A 19,129-nucleotide genomic window follows, 5' to 3' on the forward strand; every position below is an offset into this window, starting at 1 on the left:
GGTTAAGTATGTTACAAAGACTCATTTTTGGTTTGCTCTCTGTTTCCGCAATCGCTTCTGCTACCGCAATTGCCGACAATCAGGCTAAGATAGATAGTACCGTAGATGCCATCGAATCCCGAAAGGGTGTCGATATTGGCGGTACGGTCCGTGCCGTTTACAATAAGTCCAATGTGGATGCAAAGCAAGACGTCAACGCCTTCAATACGCTTCCGGATCGCGAAATTGCTGAATTTGTCCAGTTGGACTTGGATATGCATTTCCGCCCCTGGGATTTTGTCGGTGCAAATATCGTGCTGCGCCTGGGTGCAGGTATGCAGGACTACTTTGCGAATTCGGCCACTACGGTAAATGCTCCTTGGATTAACCTTGAAGGCAATATCGGCAATAAGTTCCACTGGACGGCCGGAGACTTCCGTCAGCAGTATTCTCCGCTGACTGTGTACATGCCTGGTGTTGACATCATGTATGAACCCATGATTTTTGCCCGCAACCGCGAAATGGCCCAGAAGGAAGCCTTTATTGAAGGCAACCAGCGCAATTTGCAGGGTCTCAACTTGCAGTTCCGTACAGACTTGGGCCCCACTGTGGGTGAACTTCGCGCCGAAGGTTTCTTTGCAAGACTCCGCCGTGCCGAACGCCTCGATACGACCGGTGCCGAGGGTAACCTCCTCCCGGGCGAAGACATCTGGGGTGCTTCTCAGGCAGGAACCTTTGACAAGTATGCCGTGGCCGCCAACTTGGAATTGTATCCGCTGAACAAGAACTTGATGGTTGGCGTGACCTTCTTGGATGTCTGGGACGACAAGGATTCCAAGGCTTACACCTACTATAAGAACGATGGCTATATCGCTGTCGGCGGAACCGATCCTACCTATAACTACATCAGGAAACCGGTGAACTTCCTCGATTCACTTCCCCAGTCCACTCAAGTGTTTGCAGGCCGATTCGGTGCCGATGTCGCCGGATTCATGGGCAATAAGAGCTTGATTGCGGATTTGACGGGTGAAGTTGCTTATTCGATGGACAAGATTTATGCGGAATCGGCAATCCCGGTTACTGCTGAAGACGGTTCTATTGCAGTCTTGGCTGATGAAGCCGGATTCGCCTATGATACGCTTCGTACCGTTACATCGGTAGACGAAATCGAAAAGGGCCTTGCACTTAACGCAAACCTGAATGTGGGTTACAAGACGGATCGCTGGATGGCAAAGGTCTCTGTGGATTACATCCGCAACGATTCTAGCTGGTACAACTCCTTGGCTCAGTCTCCCTCGTTCATCGCTACTCGCGTCATGAACTCTGACAAGGATGGTAACCTGACCAAATATGGCCCGTACGCTCCGCTGTACTCCACATTCGACGCTCTCTACTTCTTTACGCCGAAACATGCTCCCATATCCCAGTACATGACGAACGATGATGCTGGTATGGAAAACGGTCAGACCAAGAGCTATAACATCGCTCCCTATTCCAAGACTTCTTACACTACGGCTACTTACACCCGTAAGGAACTGGCCCTCATCGACGAACTGTCCGATGCCAATGTCCAGATGGCTTTGCCCAATGGCCTTGCAACGACGAACCGTACCGGTGTCCGTGCCAATGTGGTGGCTGGCTACGGCAAGGACAACATGATTGAAGTCCAGGGTTTGTTCACCAAGATGGATCAGGTCGCGGCTATTATTGGTTCGGATAAGATTTCCTATACGGAATTTGGCGGTGGTGCCAAGGTGGATGTCCTTGGCCTGCTCGGATTCAGCTTGCCGCTGGAACTGAGCGGTAGCTACAAGCATGCCGAACGTTCTATTTCTAGTGCAGAATTCAAGACGGACTTCATTAATGCCGGCATCTATGCCCGCTACTGGAAGCGTCTCGGTGTTTCGGCCGGTTTCCAGATGATTAACGCGGAACTTAATGAGAGTGGTGCTCTCTTGCAAGAAATGTCGATGAGCAACCTGAAAGTCTCTATGGCTCCGGTGATGAAGGGTAAGCAGATGCAGTGGATGGTCGGTCTTGACTATACGCTTGCACCCCATGCCTGGTTGGCGATCAACTATGGACAGGCAACCGTCAAGAATACCTACTCGGTCGTGGGTCTCGAGGGTTCCTTGCTGGGAGGCGAATATAGCGTTTCCGACAATTCCTTTGTTCCGGCAACCGAAACCAACCTTCCTGACTACGTAGCTATCGAAAATCGTGAGTCTACCGCAAGTCAAGTTGAACATGAATTCACCCGTAGCGTCCTTCAGGCTACAATCAACGTAGAGTTCTAAGGGAGGCTAACAATGAATAACGATTTGAAGTTTATGGGTTATAAAACAATCCTCCTTTCTTCGCTGCTTGCAGCTTCTGTGGCATTCGCTCAAGAAGAAGTCAAGGATACTACTTCTGTTGAAAGCCGTCAGCTCAGTCTGCTGGAAAAGCTGACAAATTACGAAGCCAACGCCATAGGTTTTGCCATTAACGGTAATGCCAAGGCCGGTTACTTGCACTCTTCGATTTCTTCTGATGCTCTGACGGACGATTCCCAGTTGAGTGAAGCTTCTGCTTATACCCGCATGAATATGGTGTTCTCGGTAAGGCCCAGTTCCGAAAGCGTTGCCAGGTTTGACTTGCGCTTCCACAAGGATTGGCAGAATGCCCACCGCGAAGGCAACAATTCTCCCATTACGACCTGGTGGTCTTACGATGGTTATGGCGTCAATAAGCACATGAAGTTCAATTTGGGCCACATGCGCGTCGCCTACACCCCGTTGACCGTGTACCAGCCGATGCCGGATTTCATCTTTGAACCCACGATTCTTGCCGAACACCGTCAAGAAGTCATGGCCGACAAGAATCTGGATGGATCCAATGGCCGCTTGATGCAGGGTGCTAACGTGGAAGTGACCACGGGAAAGCTCGGTGCTCTGGACGACCTGAAGTTCCATGGAACGTTGGCCCGCATTCGCAACGTGGGTAAGAAAACAGGTCAGGTCTTCTTTGACTTTGACAATTCCGACCGTTACTTGACGGGTATTGCAGGAAGTGTTGACCTGGCTGGCATTACTCTCGGCGTGAATGACGTTTATACGTTCGATCGCGTTCGCAGTTCCCGCACGATCAACATGTTCGTAAATGCTGACACCCTTTATTATGATCGTAACAACGTGTTGAGCTTTGAACTTGGGTTTGATTCCAAGCGTCTGATGCCCGGTAAGTTCCATTTCGGAGCCAATGTTGAATATGCCTTATCCTATTGGAGCTATATCCGTGATGCGTTTGTGCAGACGGAATCGCAGCTCATGGTGGTTGATACGTCGGCTTACGTGAATTCCGAAGGTGAACTGCTTACGGACCGTGGCTATTTCAGCTACAAGACCACTACCGAATCTAATCCGGAAATGAACCAGGTTGCAGCTGCTCATAATAAGGGCGCTTTGTTGGTCGACTTGTTTGCCGACGCGACGATTGGTTCCATCGATTTTGATGCCAAGGCTCATGGGGTCATGGTAGATAAGGATTACCAGGCAGAACAGGCTATGACGCCTGCCGTGCTGAGTAATATCCCGGTCCTTAATAGCGATGCTTCTTTTGCACCTTCTGCCTTGGATGTCTTGTTGTCGGGCGTTCGCTCGGGTTCCTTGGAAAACTTGTACTTTACGATGTACGAATCGGTTCCGCTGAACTCCTCGAATATGATGCTCACCGATCCGTCCAAGTACGAATCTGAGTTCTACCGTCTTTACAACAACTATAAGTACGCCCAGTATTATCGTAACGGCTACAACAATGTTACATTGAAACGTGCCGAGTTGCTTGGAACGACAACGGTGTTGGATCCGTCTACCAATATTGCCTTGCCTTATGGCTATGCAACACCGAACCGCAAGGGTGGCGATATTGACTTGAATGGCAAGTGGAACGATGCCGTGGCCCTTCGCGTCGTGTTTGGTTTCTACAATGCCGACAAGTACGACCCGATGACTGATTCGATTATGTTTGTGACTGGAACTCAGTACATGCGTGCTGGCGGTGGTGTTAACGTGGATGTAGCTCGTTTGGCCAATCTTGCCAAGGATTTCGGTGTCAAGCTGGGTGGTTCCTTTGAAATGACTAAAGAAAAGGAAGGCTTGGAACGTTCTAGCTCCCGTATCATGGCCGGCTTGGATCTCTCCTGGAAGCAGCTTTCCTTGCTCACGGGTTTCCAGATGCTGTCTCTTGATTTCGGTAATCCCTATCTTGGTATTCTGGACAAATCCTCCGAAATGTTGCTCCTGACGGGACTTCGCTACAAGCTTGGTGCCGGTGCCTACGCCACCGTGGAATACGGTCGCATGAAGAATACCATTGACTTCCGCGATATGGCTGCACAGGCCGCTTCGCTTGACATTTCCAAGAACATCATCATGGCTGACGTGACGGTCAATTTCTAAGGGGAATTTTCAAATGAATACAAAAGTAAAATTCGCACTGATCGGAGCTTCCCTGATAATGGGTGCTTGCGCAGATTATTCTGTAGACTCCGATGACATGATGGTCAAGACGTCCAATGCGGGTAATGGTACACGCGATATCGCTTATTATGCCTTGCCCGAAGATTACGACTTGGATGCTTATCTAAAGTTGAATCCGGATGTGAAATATTACCAGATCATCAATAAGCTTCGCAATCAGGATAATAAGCCCCGCCTGGATTCGATGCAGAATGCTGAGACCAAGGTCGAAGCCACTGCTCTGTATAACGCCGACAATGATGCGTTCCTTGCCGATGAGGCTTTGGCGAAAAAGGCTTTCTTGATGGCTGGGTATTCAGAATCCATGTGGGCTGGTTCCGAAGCGCTTAACAAGGAACAGAAGGCTGTCATTCTTCGCTTCAATAAGCAACAGATTGGTGGTGCTCCCAATAGCGCTGACGACAAGGCTTATATTGACAACTTCCAGTATGATCCGGAACTGTACCTGATGCATTACGCCGCCTTTGGTATTCTTGAAGGTCGTGCCTACCGCAGTTGCGCTAAGAATGACATCACGATCCCGGCCGGGTATGCAAATGCCGGTAAGACGGTTGTTTCGAAGGAAGAATCTGACGCCAAGCCTTTGGTGACGATTGTGAATCTGGCGGATACGCTGGGTGCAAGGCCGAGAATGATGGACTACAGCGCCTATTACTTCTGCAAGAACGAATCCGATGGCCGTACTTATCCTATTTGGAATGAGGCTGGTGCGGAACGCCTTGACAGGATTCGTACTGTCAAGGATAGCCTCCTTGCAGAAACCCCTGCTGAAGAGCCTGCTGCTAGCGAACCTTCTGGCGAGGCTGAAAAGTCTGAAACTCCGGCTGCTGAAGCGGAACAACCCGAAGCTTCTGCCGAAGAACCCGCTGCAACTGAACCTGCAGAAGGTGAAACGACTGAACCTGCCGAGGCTGCAAGCGAAGAACCCGCTGCCAGCGAAACTCCTAGCGAAGCTGCTCCCGAAGAAGCTGCTCCTGCAGAACCTTCTAATGAAACTCCTGAAAATTAAGAAAGGGTGACGATATGTTTAAGAAGTTTGTTACTACATTGGGATGCTCGGCCGCGTTACTTTTTGCGGCAGATTTTCAGGTCGGTGCCTATTACCCGAACTGGTTGCAGTATTCCCAGTTTACCCCTGAAGATGTCCGTTATGATTTCTTGACGGATATCCATTACGGGTATTTTGTTCCTAGTGAAGACGGTTCTTCTATTGCCAACGCCGATGAAAACGACAATGCAAACTTTGACGCCTTGGCTTCTCTGGCTAAGCAAAAGAAGGTGAACCTTCAGGTTGTTGTCGGTGGCTCGGGTAACGAAGAAGCCATGAAGGCAGTCGCCATGAGCGAAGAAGCTCGTAGTGCCTTTGCCGAAGCGATTAAGTCTTTTGTCGACGGCAACGGTGTTTCTTCTATCGAAATCGATTGGATGCCGGCTGAAGAAGAGGAATTTGCCGCTCATGGCGCTTTGGTTTCTGCCGTGGCCGATGCCGGCGTAAACGTCTCGGTTTCTGTAATCGGTTCTGTAGATGCCGCTAAGTCCTATTCTAGCGAAGCTCTCGGTAAGGCCGCTAACGTGATGGTCATGCTCACAGACCAGATGAGTGCCGAGGAATCTACTGTGAAGCCGAATTCCGACTTTGCCTTTGCTCAGGAAGTTCTCAAGGCATATGCCGATGCGGGAGTTTCTTCTGCAAAGTTGGTGCCTGTGGTGCCCCTGTACGGTAAAACCTTCTTGAATGCGAAAGGTCTTGGCTCCAGCCACGAAGGCACGGGTAGCGGTAACGAAGGTTACCTGACCTATAAAGAATTGATGACTGTTTTCGATACGCCGGACTACCAGGTGACCTTTGACGAGGCTACCCAGAGTGAAGTGGCCGTGAGCTCTTCGGAAACGATCGTTTTCAACGGAATTCCTTCAATGAAGTCTTTGGCGACTTTTGTCAAGGACAACGATTTTGGCGGAATAGCTTTGTATGATATTGCTGGCGATCACAAGGAACCGATTGTCTCTTTGCTGGTGACGGTCGGCCAGGTGTTGAGACCTGCAATCAAGTACAATGCTAAAAAGAAGTGATATTGCCCACAGAAATATCTGTAAAGTTTTTTTTGCGAGACAAATGTCATTTTTTGAATTATATTATAGCCACATAAACAATAAACCTTAAAAAAGAGAGAGAATTATGAAAAATCTTGCTATTTTTGGCCTCGCTGCCGCTAGCGTCTCCATGGCTGCAGGTTCTCTGTGGAACATGGATGTTGACGCATATCAGGTTCAGGTTCCTGAAGTTGCTACTTGCGTAGCACCTGCTGAAGATGACTATAGCTACTGCTACCAGAACACTGGTGGATGGTGGTTCGCTTACGTCGGTGACGAAAACAAGGGCCAGACCATGTCTTTCGACCCGATTACCACGAACGACGACGGTACCTACAAGCTCATCACTACCAATGAAGAAGATGGTTCCATCATCCCGAACGGCAACCTCATTGAAGGTGTTGGTCTTCAGGTGACGATGTCTGCTGCTGGTGGTGCATCCTCTGATCCGGCTATCGCTGGTATCGGCTTCAACTGGACCAAGGCAGAAACTACTATTGACATTTCTGCACATCCGGGTTACTGCATTGTGTACTCCTGGACCGGTTCTCAGTCTCTCCAGTTGGAACTCGGTTGGGAAGAAGGTGAAAATGGCTCTGTCATGGGCTATGACTCTTGGTTCACCCTTCTGCCGGCTGAAGAAAACTTCGCTTCGCTCGACCTCCCGTGGTCTGTGTTCAAGCAGGATGGCTGGGACAAGACCAACAAGCACACTCTCGACGAAGCTAAGGCAGAGTCTAAGTCTGTTAAGATTCGTTTGAAGAACGCTACCGCCGCTGAAGTTAAGGGTACTCTTACCATTAAGGAATTCGGTTGGACGGGTGAATGCGGCGAAGGTGGAACTAAGGCTATCGGTAGCATCGCCAAGGCTGCCTCTGCCAAGGCTACCCTCTCTGGTCGCACCCTCTCCTTCTCTGGCGTTAAGGCTGCCAAGGCTGAAGTGCTGAACCTCCAGGGTCAGGTTGTTATGAGCGGTTCTACCGCTTCCGCAATGAACCTCGCTAGCCTCGACGCTGGTGTGTACATGGTTCGCGTTGCCGGTGCCAACCTCACTCAGAAGATTCTCCTCAAGTAATTTCTACTTGAAGTAGATTTTTAAAACCCTGTCCTTTGGACAGGGTTTTTTTATATGCGTAAAAGAACACCGAGCTTGTCGAAGTGTACATTGAAAAAAGCTTTGTTTATCTTCGAATCGTCGAGAACAAAGCGTGAACATTTTTTTATGTGCCATAAAGTTCCGCAGTGCAATAATTGCTGTGTTCTAGTTCACATTGGTTCCGTTTGTGTACATGCAAATGGGTTTTTACTTTATTTTTTTGGATTTTTTAATTAAATTGTAGGGTGAGTGTTTGTCAAAATCTCACAAGGATTTTTATGAAAAAGTATATTCTTTCCATGCTCGGTTTGGCCCTGATGGCGGCATGTTCCGATGATGCATCTTCTAATGCAACTAATGTTGTCGACAATCCGGATCAGCCGGGAATTTCCTCTTCTAGTGTCGCCGGCAATCCTGACAATCCGCCTCTTTCAAGTGCAGGCGGTGATGCTCCTCAGCCAGGTCTGAATTCAAGTCAGAGTGTGACCCCGGATCCTAGTGCATCGGCTTACTATGCCACATTCCCGACTGCAAACCAGCAGGCCGTGGAGACAATGTATGCTAACTGGATTGCCAAGTTCTATGTGACTTATGAAGAAGAAGTGACACAACCGGCGTACTTGGGCTCCAGCGGGCGTGCAAAGCTGGAAGGTTCGGCTCGTATCAAGTTCGATACTCCGAAGAATACGGTATCCGAAGGCATCGGTTATGGTTTGCTGATTACCTACTTCATGAAGGACTGGGAAAAGTTCGATAAGCTGTTCAAGTATTACAAGGCCTATCCCGTTAGCGAAGCGGATGGTCTGTATTTCATGAAGTGGATGGTCAAGGGTGATGACATGAACGGCGGCTTCTCTGCTGAAGCAACGGGTGGTTCTGCAACAGATGCTGACTTGGATGTGGTGACGGCTCTATTGCTCGCTTATGCCGAAAAGGGTAACGAAGAATACCTGAACTATGCCAAGGGCATTGCTGGCGCTATTTACAATACCGAAGTCAATGCGACTACGCACTTGTTCATGCCGGGTAACGACGGCAAGCACATGAACGATGGCTATGTTTACAATACTAGCTATTTTTCGCTGGTGGCACTCCGCCTGATGATCAAGTACGATACGGAACGTAGTGCTCAGTGGACCGAAGTTCTCAATGCAACCTACGAATACATGACCAAGGTTCAGGCTGCCGGTAATGGCTTGTGGCCCGATTGGAGCAATGCGGAGGGTGTTCCGACCGATCCGGAAAATGGTTCCTTGACTGGGAAGCTCTGCGATTATTATGGCCTTGAAGGTGTACGCATTCCGCTCCGCATTATGTGGGACTACAATTGGTATGGCGATGACCGTGCCAAGAACCTTGCTACTACTGCCGCAACCTTCGCTTTGAATTCGACCGGTGGCGATATTAATCAGACTTTGATTAAGTACATTTACCAAGGTGAACAGCCGTCCACAACTGGTCTGGGTGGAGCCCATTTCCGTGGAGCCTTCTGTGCTTTATGGACGGTGTCTGCCGAAACTGCAGTCCATACGAACGCTTGTAACGAAACAATCCTGAATATGGCTTACAAGCAGAATAACATCTACTTTGAACCTTCGATGCAGATGTTGTATTCGTTGTTCCTGAATGGGTATTTCGTCAAGTACTGGAATTACTAATAAGGATATAAGACAATGGTGTTGAAAAAAGTATTAATGGGATTGTTGGTAGCAGCCGGGGCTATATGGGCTAGCCCGGTTTCGGAACATGGCCAGTTGTCTCTTAAGGGCTTCGATGTCGTGGATAAGAACGGCTCCAAGTATATCTTGCGAGGGATGAGCTTCTTCTGGGATGACTGGGGTTTTGAAAAGTTCTTTACCGAAGGTGCCGTAAAGACGATTGCCAATGATTGGGGTGGAAACGTGATACGTACCCCGCTCCATGACTTGAACGAATCCCGTGCCAAGTCGATGATTGACTATGCAGCTTCGGCAGGTATCTACATTATTGTGGACTACCATTCCCATTGCGCCCATAAGAATGCTTCTGGAGCCCAGACGTTCTTTGGCAACATTTCTAGCTACGTAAAGCAGAAGAATTACAACCATGTGTTGTACGAATTGTACAACGAACCGCTTTACGCAAATTGCAGTGGCGGAAATGATACCTATGCGGGTGGTTCCCTAACGACATGGAAAGACATTAAGTCTTATGCGGAATCGGTGATACCGAAGATCCGTGCAAACGACCCGAACGGCATTATTATCGTGGGTACCCCGAACTATTCCCAGGGTACCGAAGCGGCTCGCGCTAATCCTATTACGGGCCAGAAGAACATCGCCTACACGCTGCATTTCTATGCATCGACAAGCGGTCATGGTGGCTTGCGCTACAACGTGCTCAAGGGCAAGTGCAATGATTTCCCGATTATCATTACGGAATGGGGTGTTTCTGAATCCACCGGTGACGGCAAGTTCGACAAAAGCATGAACGATACTTGGATGGCTTGGATTGAATCCATTGGAGTCAGCTGGGCGAACTGGTCTATTAGCGACAAGGGTGAAACTTCCGCCGCATTGACTGGTGGTGCAAGCGCCAGTGGTGGCTGGAACGATGGTAATTTGACTGCATCGGGTAAGTATGTCAAGAACCTGATGAAGAATCTGAATGCTGGCAAGGGACTTTCGAGCGTTGGCTTGAGCGAAACCAATGTAGACTGTTCTTTGATAGAAGGGGCTAGCGTACACGAGTTTGTCAGAAACGGTATAGGTGAGTTTGGTTATTCCATTCAGGGCGAAAACTATATGGATTCGTCGAATGTGAAGACTGTTGATGTCGAGAAGGTTGCTCAAAATGGCAAATACTTGGCTACTCAGAATAGCAGTTCGGAATCTTGGGCGAGCTACACGGTGATGGGTGTTCCTGCTTCTGGTTACTATGTGTTCTTTGCCAAGGTGGGTGCTAACAGTGATGGCTACCTGCGCTATAGTGTAGATGACGGTGCCATTGTGGATTCCGTGAAGTACACTTCGACGGGCGGGTTGACTACCTTCAAGGGGTTCTACAATAAGATTGCTTTGCCGGTCGAAGGTTCCGCGAATCTCAAGCTTTCTTGGAAGGGAGACCTTTCTATTGACGCTCTTACGGTCTATGAGGCCGATTCTACGGATAGCCTGGAGTTGAAAATAACGAAGGATTCAAAGATCGTGTCGATTGGCTCTGCAAAGGCTTCTATGAAAGATCAGTTCCACTTTGATGCAACGAATCGTTCTTTCTTGATTCCTGAAGGTTACGAGTCCCTCACGTTGTTCTCTGTGACGGGCAAGAAGATCTATTCTATGGATGTACAGGATCGTGCTTCCTTGAAGCTGAACGCCTCCATTAGAAAGGGGCTGTATATGGCGGTGCTTAAGGGCGCCAAGGGAATGTCTTCTCTGCGGATTAATGTAGTAGAATAGCTTTCCCGGTCATTTGAATAAAGCTTTTATAGGTACCCCCGATTTGATCGGGGGTATTTTAATTGGGGGTATTTTGTATATTCTCCCGGTATGGAAAACGATTCTTTGAATGAAAACATGGTGGCAGATTCTGCCATGACGGATTCCGTCATTGCGGCGCCTGAAATCCAGTTGCCGACTCCGGAACAGTTGGGTATTTCGATTACGTCGGGGCCCCAGGGTGGAATGCATGCGGTAACGGTGGGCGATACCTTTGATTTCCCGGTGACTGTTTCTTGGGCGGTGCAGGGGAGTGCGCTTTTGGTGGTGCCAGCAAGTTCGGCTAATGCAAAGGGGCTTACGCAGGTGGCGATGTCCCAGGAGTCGGCGCGGTCTGTCAAGGACGGCGCCGAGGTGGCCTCCATTACTTTTACCTACAAGATCGTGGCGCAGGATACGGGAAACTTGAATGTTCCAGCCCTGCGGTTTGAAATTCCGACGCAGGTGGGGCGACCACTGGACCTGCGTAGCGAAAGCGTGCCTGTGCGCGTAAATGAGCCTTTTAACCCTCTTCCTATAGGAGTCGGGCTGGTGGTGGCCCTCTGCGTGCTTTTTGCGGGGCTCTGGCGTGTCCGTCGCCGTGCCGCTGTAAGGCAGGCCGTAGCTGTAAAAAATGCTGCAGAAAGCGTCCTGCGCGAAAAAATGCTGGTTCTTAAGCAGCGTGTGAATTCTGCTGATAGCCGTGAATGGCTTCTGGAGCTGGAAAGCGTATGCAAGGAACATGTGGCGGACCGTTTGGGAATCGCCCTGTCTGCTGTCAATCTGGATAATTTAGTGAAAGATGGCAAACTCGAAGGGTGGGAATCTCTTGTGGAGGAATTTGCCCACGCCCGCTATGGTGGCGGTAAACGGGATGGTTTTGAAAATAAGGAAACATGGAAGGCCGCCATGCGCCTGATGAACCTTGATGAGGAATAAGCTGGCCGCGTTGAAAATTTTGCAACGGAACTTTGTAATTGACAACGGTTTGTAAACATTTTCTATCTATATTTGGGTAAATTATGGCTATGCCCGAAGTATTAGACTATTTGGAATACCGCGAGTTCCTGAAGGATTGGTTTGTCGAAACCAAGAAAGGCAGCCCCTTCACCTCGTACCGCTATCTAGGCCAGAAGACCGGCGTAGACCCGGCCTGGCTTGTTCGTGTATTCCAGAAAGAAGGCCATTTGAACGAGGGAACACTCCCTGCGTTTATTCGTCTGTGCGGCCTCGATGACCGTCGTGCCGAATACTTCAAGACTCTATATCGTTTTAACAAGACCAAGGCGAAGCAGACCCTTTCGGAACTGTATTACCGCCTTATGGAACTTCGTTCCATGGAAACCCGTGTGCTTTCTGCACCGGAACTTTCCTATTTCGGCAGCTGGGCCTGTGCGGCCCTCCGCGCCCTGATTGGCATTACCAAGGACACCAGCGATATTGGCAAGTTGGGCAAGAGCCTGAGCCCTGCTATTTCTCAGGACGAAGCCCGTTCCGCTCTTGGCATTTTAAAACAGCTGGGCTTGGTTGTCCCTGACGGTAACGGCGGTTGGAATATTACCGACCAGATTATCAGTACCGGCGGCGAAGTCAAGAGCCAGGCGGTTCGCGATTTCCATAGGCATACCATTGAACTTGCCCAGGAATCCATTGACCGCCATAAACCCGAAGAACGAGACATTTCGTCGGTGGTGTTTACGGCCGATGAATCCGACTTGCCCGAAATCCGTCACCGTATCGAAGAATTCCGTAGAGGTCTGTTGCAGTTTGCCCGCAAGAGCGAACGCGCCGACCGTGTGTATGCTTTAAATATTGCGATGTTCCCCTTGTCTGATAAAGTGGACGATCCCGACACGGGAGCCGCTCCGCAAAACAAGGGGGTGTAATGATTACTCGCAATAAAATTTTCTATTTTTGGGATGTGCTAAGCAATAACCCCGCAAATATGGCGAAGTGCGCCGCATTCTCGATCCTTGCCCTTTCTATGGGGCTTGGCCTTTCGGCTTGTGGCGAGACAAAAACGGCGGGCGGCGGCCCCAGCGGTTCCGAAGCGGGCAACGCCATTACGGCACAGATTTTGACTGCCGACAAGTCTCCGGCTGCGTTGGCCAGGGTTCGCCTTATGGATAGCGAAGGCCTGGATAGCGAAAAGGCTTATTCTGCCGAAACGGATGAGGACGGCAAGGTTGTGATCGAAGATGTTGCTGATGGAGACTACACTCTTGAAGCGAAACTCGATGGTGAAGCTTTGCAGTTGGCGGTGACCGTTTCCGGTGCCAGTGTCGATTTGAAGAAGAGCCGGCTCAAAAAGATGGCTACTGTTTCTGGTAGCGTTGGTGATTCCGCTAATGGAGTCGTCAAGGTTCGCGGTCTGGAACATTCTGCGAAGGTTAAAGACGGAAACTTCACTCTGGATTCGCTTCCTGAAGGCGTGCTCAGCCTGGTGTTTATTTCCGATGCCAAAAATAGCGACACCAGTAGCACCTATCTGAAGGTCTTGGCTGGCGAGAAGACCATGTCCAGTACCTTTGCCGAAGAAAGCCGCGCGCTGTTGCTGGATGACTTCCAGGATTCCAACTACCAGAACCGCTTTATGCCGGCTCGCACTTACGATGGTGGCTGGTGGTATTTTGACTTTGCCGAGAATGTGACTCCTGATTTTGTTATCGGTGAAAACCATCTCTTTACGCTAGCCAACGAAGACGGAAACGTTTCTGCTCATGTTGCGGCCCACTTTGGCGAAACCTTTACGGATTCTGCTGGAGTCGTTCATTGGGCTTGGGCGACCATGGGTGTTGAACTTGGCAAGAGCGACAAGAAACTTTGTAACGATATTTCGTCGGTGGACTCCGTTGCCTTCCGCATTAAGGGTATCGGTTCTGTTGTCTTTAACATTATCGATTCCAATTTGGAACCGGATCATCAGAAGTTGATTCAGTCCGAGTACGGTCTCGAAGATGATTGGGTGCGCGTGAGTGTGCCGCTGCCAGCCGACAAGGATGCCTTCAAGTGCGTCAACCAGTTGGCTTGGGATTTCAAGACCATCGACGGTTATGCAGAAGTGTGGCTGGACGATGTCGAACTTATCGGTGGCGATCGTCTCTCCATTTGGGAGAAATAGTGGTCGTCCATTCGGTAAAGACAAATCAAGAAGACATCTACAAGAATTTGGAAGCCGTGGTGCGCAAGTACGCTGCCACGACTTTTTTGCGCCCGGTGGCAGATCACACTCGGGATGCCTTTGAGCAAGCCTGCGAGTTCGTTCGTGCTTTTTATGGAACGGCTTCTGCGGAATGCGCCGAGGTTGTTCTGGACTCCGGCTGTGGTACGGGTGAAAGCTCCATCCACTTGGCCCGCAAGTTCCCGAATGTTCCCGTGATCGGGGTGGACAAGTCGGCGGAGCGATTGACCAAGGCGGGTAATGAACACCAGCTAAAGCATGCCGTGGCGGGGAGCATGGAACTTCCGACGAATGTATTCTGGGTTCGCGCCGAGTTGCTGGATTTTTGGCGTCTTGCGCTGGAAAAGGTGAATGCGGGAGAGTGGAAAATTTTGCACCATGCGCTCTACTACCCGAACCCATGGCCCAAAGAAAGCGAAGCCACCCGGCGCTTTCACTTGCATCCGATTTTCCCGACGCTGTTGCGCCTGAGTCCGGTGACGGAACTCCGTACCAATTGGGGAATCTACGCCCGCGAATTTAAAGAAGCCGCCCGCATTGCAGGCGACTTGCTTTCGCTAAATCTTGATGTCGAATATGGGACCTTTAGCCCTGAGAATCCGGAGACTGCCTTTGAAAGAAAGTATCGAGCCGCCGGTCAGGAACTGTTCAAGGTGACTACATTCGGTCATTCATCCAGGTGAGGAATGCGCGGTTCTTGCGGGTGAACTTCACTTCGATCTGGGCGCCCTCTTTCACGATAAATTCAGAAAGCCCGTACTTGCTGTTGGGATTGCCCCAGTCGTAGGTGTAACCCAGGCGAGTCCAGGGGTGGCCACCGTCCCTGCTGTAAATGGTGGCGCTGGTCTTATCGAACCAGTTCTTGAACCACATGGCGTTTGCGGTGGTGTCTTCTTCCAAGGTGTTGGTGAAGGTGGTATTCATCATGCCGCTGTTGATTTCGGGGAAGAATGCCGGGCGGAACACATCGGTCACGTTGGCCCAGAACACGGTAAAGTACCTGTTGTCTGTTTCGGGGGACATGCCGATGAGCTGTTTAAGGCGCATGTCCCAGTTTTCCACCGTGGCGTGATTTTCACGGAACCATTTCAGGAATTCCTTGTCGGTGAACGCCCAGATGACCTTGTCGGTATGCGTTATGGTTTGGCCGTCCTTGAATGCATCAGGGTTGTTGTGCCATGTGACCAAGACGACCTGCGAATTGTCTCCGCTGAGCTGCGCCATGTCGGAGCTTCCGTCAATGGATACTAGCGGGTAAATGTCGTCGGCAGTCAGGTTCTTTGCGCTCTTGACGGCTGCGGCATACTGTTCGCGGTAAAGGGAGTCGCGGTCCATGAAGGTGACTGTGCTGCCCTTGGTGTCGATGACTTCGCAGTAGGGAATGTTGGGGTAGCCGGCGGCTACTTCGTTCTTTTCGAAGAATTCGCTCAGGAGGTCGTCGTTATGGGAGAACAGGTTGTCGTTTTCCAGGAACGAGATGACGATCTTGCAGAATCCCTTGTCCGGAATTTTCACGGCGTAGGGGAAGGGTTTCTTGCCATTGTCCGTAGTGTCGAGCTTGAGCTTGGTTTCGTCAATGCCGCAGGCGTATTCGTAACTGTAAAGCGGTGCGATGCCCGGCTTCATTTCGCTGATGAACAGGTTGTCCTGTTCGTGACTCCAGTTCGGCTTTACTACAATCTTCTGGGTGCCGAGAGTCATGTACTGGGGCATCACGTCTTCGCAGTAGAAGGCGGTCTGGCGGAATACGCCGATAATACCCGTCTTGTTGCGGTACACGTCGGGGTCGCTGGGTTTAAGTCCTTTAGAGCAGCCGGTAACCAGGGCCGCTACCGAAAGAGAAATAGCAAGAAATGTTTTCTTCTTCATAACGCGGGGAAATATAACTTTTTGTTTTGAGCCGATATGAATGGCGTGCCGTTTGGGGGTGGTTCGAAAATAGGTGTTGATAGATTGTTGATAATTTGGAACGACAGCTGGGGAAAGCCTAAAAATGTGAGTAAAACTTGCTTACGGAGGTGCCTAACCCCTTGATTTATCTAGGAATTTTTCTAATTTTGAGACTCAAAAATTTGACTTTTAATAAAGGTTACTACAATGAAAAGAACATTCCAGCCTCATAATCGTAAGCGCGCCAACAAGCATGGTTTCCGCACCCGTATGGAAGACCGTTGGGGTCGTGCTGTTCTGAGCCGTCGTCGCGCCAAGGGTCGCAAGCGCCTCACCGTGAGCGACACCATCTACAAGAAGTAGGATTGGCTCATAGCCTCGTTGCGCTCCTATAGGCTGCCTAACCAGCCAGCTTATCGGCAAGTAGCCGTCCATGGGAAATTTATCCGCACGCCATCTTTCACGATGCGTTGGATTGAAAGCCCGGACGGTTTTTGTCGTTTTTGCTTTTTGGCAAAAAAGAAGAACGGTAACGCTGTTTACCGCAACAAGTGCCGTAGGATTCTGCGGCCCCTGTTTTTTGAAAGGGTTCCCCATATTGCCAAGCCCGTCTGGGCGATGATCATTGTGAGCGACAATTCCGAAGTCATGTCTTCGGAACGCATGCGCGAATCGGCGCTCAAGGTGTTCAAGAAGATGGAATGGACCGATGGCTTGGACGCACAAGGTTAACGAGGCTTTGAAGGGCGCATTGATTGTGCCTATCCGGCTATACCAGATCATTCACCCCTTCTTTTTTCATGGGGTGTGCAGGTTCCAGCCGACATGCTCGCAATACGCGATAGAAGCAATCAAGGTGCATGGCGTGTTCAAAGGTTTCTATCTTGCGGTTTTTAGAATTTTAAGGTGCAACCCGTTTTGCAAGGGCGGCTATGACCCGGTCCCGCCCAAAAAGGAAAAGAGATGAACAAGAATACTCTTATCGGATCAGTCCTTATCGCAGCCATCATGATTTGGTGGTTCTCCATGACCAGCGCGAACAACGAAGCTGCCGAAAAGGCAAAGCTCGCCAAGCAGGCTGCCGCGAAGGAAGCCGCCGCCCAGGTCGCCGATTCCGCCGAAGCTCCTTCTGCAAACGGACTCGTGCTCCCCGGCTCTACTGCCGAAGTCAAGGCCGCGCCGGTTCTCGGTGCCGCCACTGAAAGCGCCCCGGCAAACGATTCTGCCAAGGTTGCTGCAAGCGATAGCGCTGCAACGGATTCCGCCGTTGCCCCGAATGTCATTGCCCCGCGCACGGTCACTGTCGAAACCGACAAGTTCATCATGACCCTTAGCAACAAGGGCGGTAAGGTTCAGAGCGTTATCGTGAAGGCCCTGCCGGATTCTGCAAACCATTTCCCCGAACTCATTCAAGATACGACTCTCGGCGCTCTCGACTTGAACCTCGGCGGTGCTGATCTTTCTAATGTCATGTTTGATGTTGAAGCTCCGGAATGGATCAATGTTGAAAACGATACCACTATTCAGTTTGTCTTTACCGATGCCAACGGCAACCAGCTCGTGCGTAGCTACGGCTTCACCAAGGCCGGCGTTGCTGTCCGTCAGGTGAACAAGTTCAAGGGTTTCCGTGTCGACAAGTATGAGCTCTCCTGGAAGGGCGGCATGAAGGAAACCGAAGAATTCCCGAAGGGCAAGAGCTTTGGCGGTACCAGCTACTTCTTTAGCGAAGTGATTTTCAAGAACAACGAAATCACCGAACGCGAAACATTCACCGACGCCATGACCTTCGACAACGCCAATTACTACTGGGTCGGCATGCGCCGCAAGTACGTGGCCATGTCGGTGCAGTTCGATGCTCCGGTGCCTGCACAAGTCAAGGCCAAGCACATTAACTTGGCTACCGAAGGTAACCCGGATCCGGGTACCTACAGCCTCAGCATTGCAGACGCCGTGCGCGGTGATTCTATCGCTTACAACTTCATGGTGCTCCCGCTGGAATGGGGCGAAGTTGAAGCACTCGGCCAGGGCTACGAAAAGATCATCGTGACCGGATCCAAGTGGTTCCCCGGTTCCAGCGTCTGGTTTGTGTGGATTTGCGCCATGCTCCTTAAGCTGCTCAAGTTCTTCTACTCGATCATTCCGAACTACGGTGTCGCCATTATTCTCGTGACCTTCATTGTTCGCGGCATTACGACTCCGTTCACGATTAAGCAGCTCAAGTCGACCTCTGCCATGAGCAAGCTCAAACCGCAGCTCGACGAAATCAACGTGAAGTACCGTAGCGATCCGCAAAAGAAGCAGGCCGCCATCATGGAACTCTACGCCAAGAACGGCGTGAACCCGCTGGCCAGCTGCACCGGTGGCTGCCTCCCGATGATTATCCAGATGCCGATCTTCATGGGCCTCTTCTTCGTGCTCGGTCGCGCCGTTGAACTCCGCGGCATGCCGGCCTTCCTCTGGATTACCGACCTTAGCCGTAGCGACGTGATTTTCCACGGCTTCAGCATTCCGTTCCTCATGCCCGATGGCTTTGCTCTCCTCCCCTGGATCATGGTGGTGACTACCTACTTCCAGACCAAGGTGACCATGAGCGGCAACGGTGCCATGGACCCTGCCCAGCAGAAGATGATGGTGTGGATGATGCCTGCCATGATGTTCCTCTTCAGCGCGGTGATGCCCTCCGGCCTTGTGCTCTACTGGATTGTGTCTAACTTCTGGAGCATCATTCAGTACAAGATTATCCGCCGCGATAACGGCTCTACGCCCAAGACCATCAACGGCAAGAAGGTGCAAGACGCCGAAATCGTGAAGTAACGCGCTAACGCCATTACGGCGAATGCCGGATCTAGAATTTAAGTCCCCGACTCTCGTGAGCCGGGGATTTCTTGTGTTGGCTTAGTGTTAATTTTCTGTT

16 protein-coding genes are annotated in these 19,129 nt (G+C 50.5%); 15 read left to right on the top strand and 1 reads right to left on the bottom strand.

The features are described 5' to 3' along the window. Positions 1–8: 8 nt before the first annotated feature. From ACJMNB_RS00200 to ACJMNB_RS00250, 11 genes are all read left to right on the top strand, one after another. Positions 9–2,276 (top strand): hypothetical protein, encoded by a 2,268-nt coding sequence (locus tag ACJMNB_RS00200; RefSeq protein ID WP_405337583.1) that lies wholly within the window; start codon positions 9–11, stop codon positions 2,274–2,276. Positions 2,277–2,288: 12 nt separating this feature from the next. Then, positions 2,289–4,418, top strand: coding sequence for a hypothetical protein (locus tag ACJMNB_RS00205; protein WP_405337586.1), 2,130 nt, complete (start codon positions 2,289–2,291; stop codon positions 4,416–4,418). Positions 4,419–4,431: 13 nt separating this feature from the next. Next, entirely contained in the window at positions 4,432–5,508 is a 1,077-nt protein-coding gene (locus tag ACJMNB_RS00210; RefSeq protein WP_405337589.1) for a hypothetical protein, read from the top strand. Between the two features lie 14 nt (positions 5,509–5,522). Continuing rightward, positions 5,523–6,572, top strand: coding sequence for a glycoside hydrolase family 18 protein (locus ACJMNB_RS00215; protein WP_405337592.1), 1,050 nt, complete (start codon positions 5,523–5,525; stop codon positions 6,570–6,572). A 106-nt stretch (positions 6,573–6,678) separates the two neighbouring features. Continuing rightward, complete coding sequence (locus tag ACJMNB_RS00220) at positions 6,679–7,668, top strand: T9SS type A sorting domain-containing protein (RefSeq protein ID WP_405337595.1); 990 nt, start codon at positions 6,679–6,681, stop codon at positions 7,666–7,668. A 299-nt stretch (positions 7,669–7,967) separates the two neighbouring features. Next, the gene (locus tag ACJMNB_RS00225; RefSeq protein ID WP_405337598.1) at positions 7,968–9,347 is read left to right on the top strand and encodes a glycosyl hydrolase family 8; all 1,380 of its coding nucleotides are present in this window, start codon (positions 7,968–7,970) and stop codon (positions 9,345–9,347) included. Between the two features lie 36 nt (positions 9,348–9,383). Then, positions 9,384–11,126, top strand: a complete 1,743-nt coding sequence (locus tag ACJMNB_RS00230) for a cellulase family glycosylhydrolase (RefSeq protein ID WP_405337601.1) — start codon at positions 9,384–9,386, stop codon at positions 11,124–11,126. A 90-nt stretch (positions 11,127–11,216) separates the two neighbouring features. Beyond that, complete coding sequence (locus ACJMNB_RS00235; RefSeq protein WP_405337604.1) at positions 11,217–12,083, top strand: BatD family protein; 867 nt, start codon at positions 11,217–11,219, stop codon at positions 12,081–12,083. A gap of 89 nt (positions 12,084–12,172) precedes the next feature. Further along, positions 12,173–13,030, top strand: coding sequence for a TIGR02147 family protein (locus tag ACJMNB_RS00240; RefSeq protein ID WP_405337607.1), 858 nt, complete (start codon positions 12,173–12,175; stop codon positions 13,028–13,030). Further along, positions 13,030–14,265, top strand: a complete 1,236-nt coding sequence (locus ACJMNB_RS00245; protein WP_405337610.1) for a hypothetical protein — start codon at positions 13,030–13,032, stop codon at positions 14,263–14,265. The genes ACJMNB_RS00240 and ACJMNB_RS00245 overlap by 1 nt, the downstream gene beginning before the upstream one ends. Further along, positions 14,265–15,008 carry a tRNA (guanine(46)-N(7))-methyltransferase TrmB gene (locus tag ACJMNB_RS00250; RefSeq protein WP_405337613.1) on the top strand — a complete coding sequence of 248 codons (744 nt, stop codon included), beginning with the start codon at positions 14,265–14,267 and terminating at the stop codon, positions 15,006–15,008. Before ACJMNB_RS00245 ends, ACJMNB_RS00250 begins: the two co-directional genes overlap by 1 nt. Here ACJMNB_RS00250 and ACJMNB_RS00255 read toward each other — a convergent pair. Next, positions 14,983–16,194 (bottom strand): hypothetical protein, encoded by a 1,212-nt coding sequence (locus ACJMNB_RS00255; RefSeq protein ID WP_405337616.1) that lies wholly within the window; start codon positions 16,192–16,194, stop codon positions 14,983–14,985. The genes ACJMNB_RS00250 and ACJMNB_RS00255 overlap by 26 nt on opposite strands. Positions 16,195–16,422: 228 nt before the next feature. On the opposite strand from ACJMNB_RS00255, the gene rpmH reads away from it, so the two are divergent. From rpmH to ACJMNB_RS00275, 4 genes are read left to right on the top strand one after another with little or no spacing between them, the layout of a single operon-like run. Beyond that, positions 16,423–16,578, top strand: a complete 156-nt coding sequence (gene rpmH / locus ACJMNB_RS00260; protein WP_072798095.1) for a 50S ribosomal protein L34 — start codon at positions 16,423–16,425, stop codon at positions 16,576–16,578. 18 nt (positions 16,579–16,596) lie between these two features. Next, positions 16,597–16,947: a ribonuclease P protein component gene (locus tag ACJMNB_RS00265; RefSeq protein WP_405337620.1), complete on the top strand. Its 351-nt coding sequence runs from the start codon at positions 16,597–16,599 to the stop codon at positions 16,945–16,947. 7 nt (positions 16,948–16,954) lie between these two features. Continuing rightward, positions 16,955–17,182: a membrane protein insertion efficiency factor YidD gene (gene yidD, locus ACJMNB_RS00270; RefSeq protein WP_405338555.1), complete on the top strand. Its 228-nt coding sequence runs from the start codon at positions 16,955–16,957 to the stop codon at positions 17,180–17,182. Then, positions 17,179–19,029 carry a YidC/Oxa1 family insertase periplasmic-domain containing protein gene (locus ACJMNB_RS00275; RefSeq protein WP_405337623.1) on the top strand — a complete coding sequence of 617 codons (1,851 nt, stop codon included), beginning with the start codon at positions 17,179–17,181 and terminating at the stop codon, positions 19,027–19,029. Before yidD ends, ACJMNB_RS00275 begins: the two co-directional genes overlap by 4 nt. Positions 19,030–19,129: the final 100 nt, after the last annotated feature.

The organism is Fibrobacter sp., assembly GCF_045131395.1.
In the GTDB taxonomy this organism is placed as follows: Bacteria; Fibrobacterota; Fibrobacteria; order Fibrobacterales; family Fibrobacteraceae; genus Fibrobacter.

Coding starts and splice junctions, on each gene's coding strand:
- ACJMNB_RS00200 (WP_405337583.1), top strand. CDS start 9: ATGTTACAAAGACTCATTTTTGGTTTGCTCTCTGTTTCCGCAATCGCT.
- ACJMNB_RS00205 (WP_405337586.1), top strand. CDS start 2,289: ATGAATAACGATTTGAAGTTTATGGGTTATAAAACAATCCTCCTTTCT.
- ACJMNB_RS00210 (WP_405337589.1), top strand. CDS start 4,432: ATGAATACAAAAGTAAAATTCGCACTGATCGGAGCTTCCCTGATAATG.
- ACJMNB_RS00215 (WP_405337592.1), top strand. CDS start 5,523: ATGTTTAAGAAGTTTGTTACTACATTGGGATGCTCGGCCGCGTTACTT.
- ACJMNB_RS00220 (WP_405337595.1), top strand. CDS start 6,679: ATGAAAAATCTTGCTATTTTTGGCCTCGCTGCCGCTAGCGTCTCCATG.
- ACJMNB_RS00225 (WP_405337598.1), top strand. CDS start 7,968: ATGAAAAAGTATATTCTTTCCATGCTCGGTTTGGCCCTGATGGCGGCA.
- ACJMNB_RS00230 (WP_405337601.1), top strand. CDS start 9,384: ATGGGATTGTTGGTAGCAGCCGGGGCTATATGGGCTAGCCCGGTTTCG.
- ACJMNB_RS00235 (WP_405337604.1), top strand. CDS start 11,217: ATGGAAAACGATTCTTTGAATGAAAACATGGTGGCAGATTCTGCCATG.
- ACJMNB_RS00240 (WP_405337607.1), top strand. CDS start 12,173: ATGCCCGAAGTATTAGACTATTTGGAATACCGCGAGTTCCTGAAGGAT.
- ACJMNB_RS00245 (WP_405337610.1), top strand. CDS start 13,030: ATGATTACTCGCAATAAAATTTTCTATTTTTGGGATGTGCTAAGCAAT.
- ACJMNB_RS00255 (WP_405337616.1), bottom strand. CDS start 16,194: ATGAAGAAGAAAACATTTCTTGCTATTTCTCTTTCGGTAGCGGCCCTG.
- rpmH (WP_072798095.1), top strand. CDS start 16,423: ATGAAAAGAACATTCCAGCCTCATAATCGTAAGCGCGCCAACAAGCAT.
- ACJMNB_RS00275 (WP_405337623.1), top strand. CDS start 17,179: ATGAACAAGAATACTCTTATCGGATCAGTCCTTATCGCAGCCATCATG.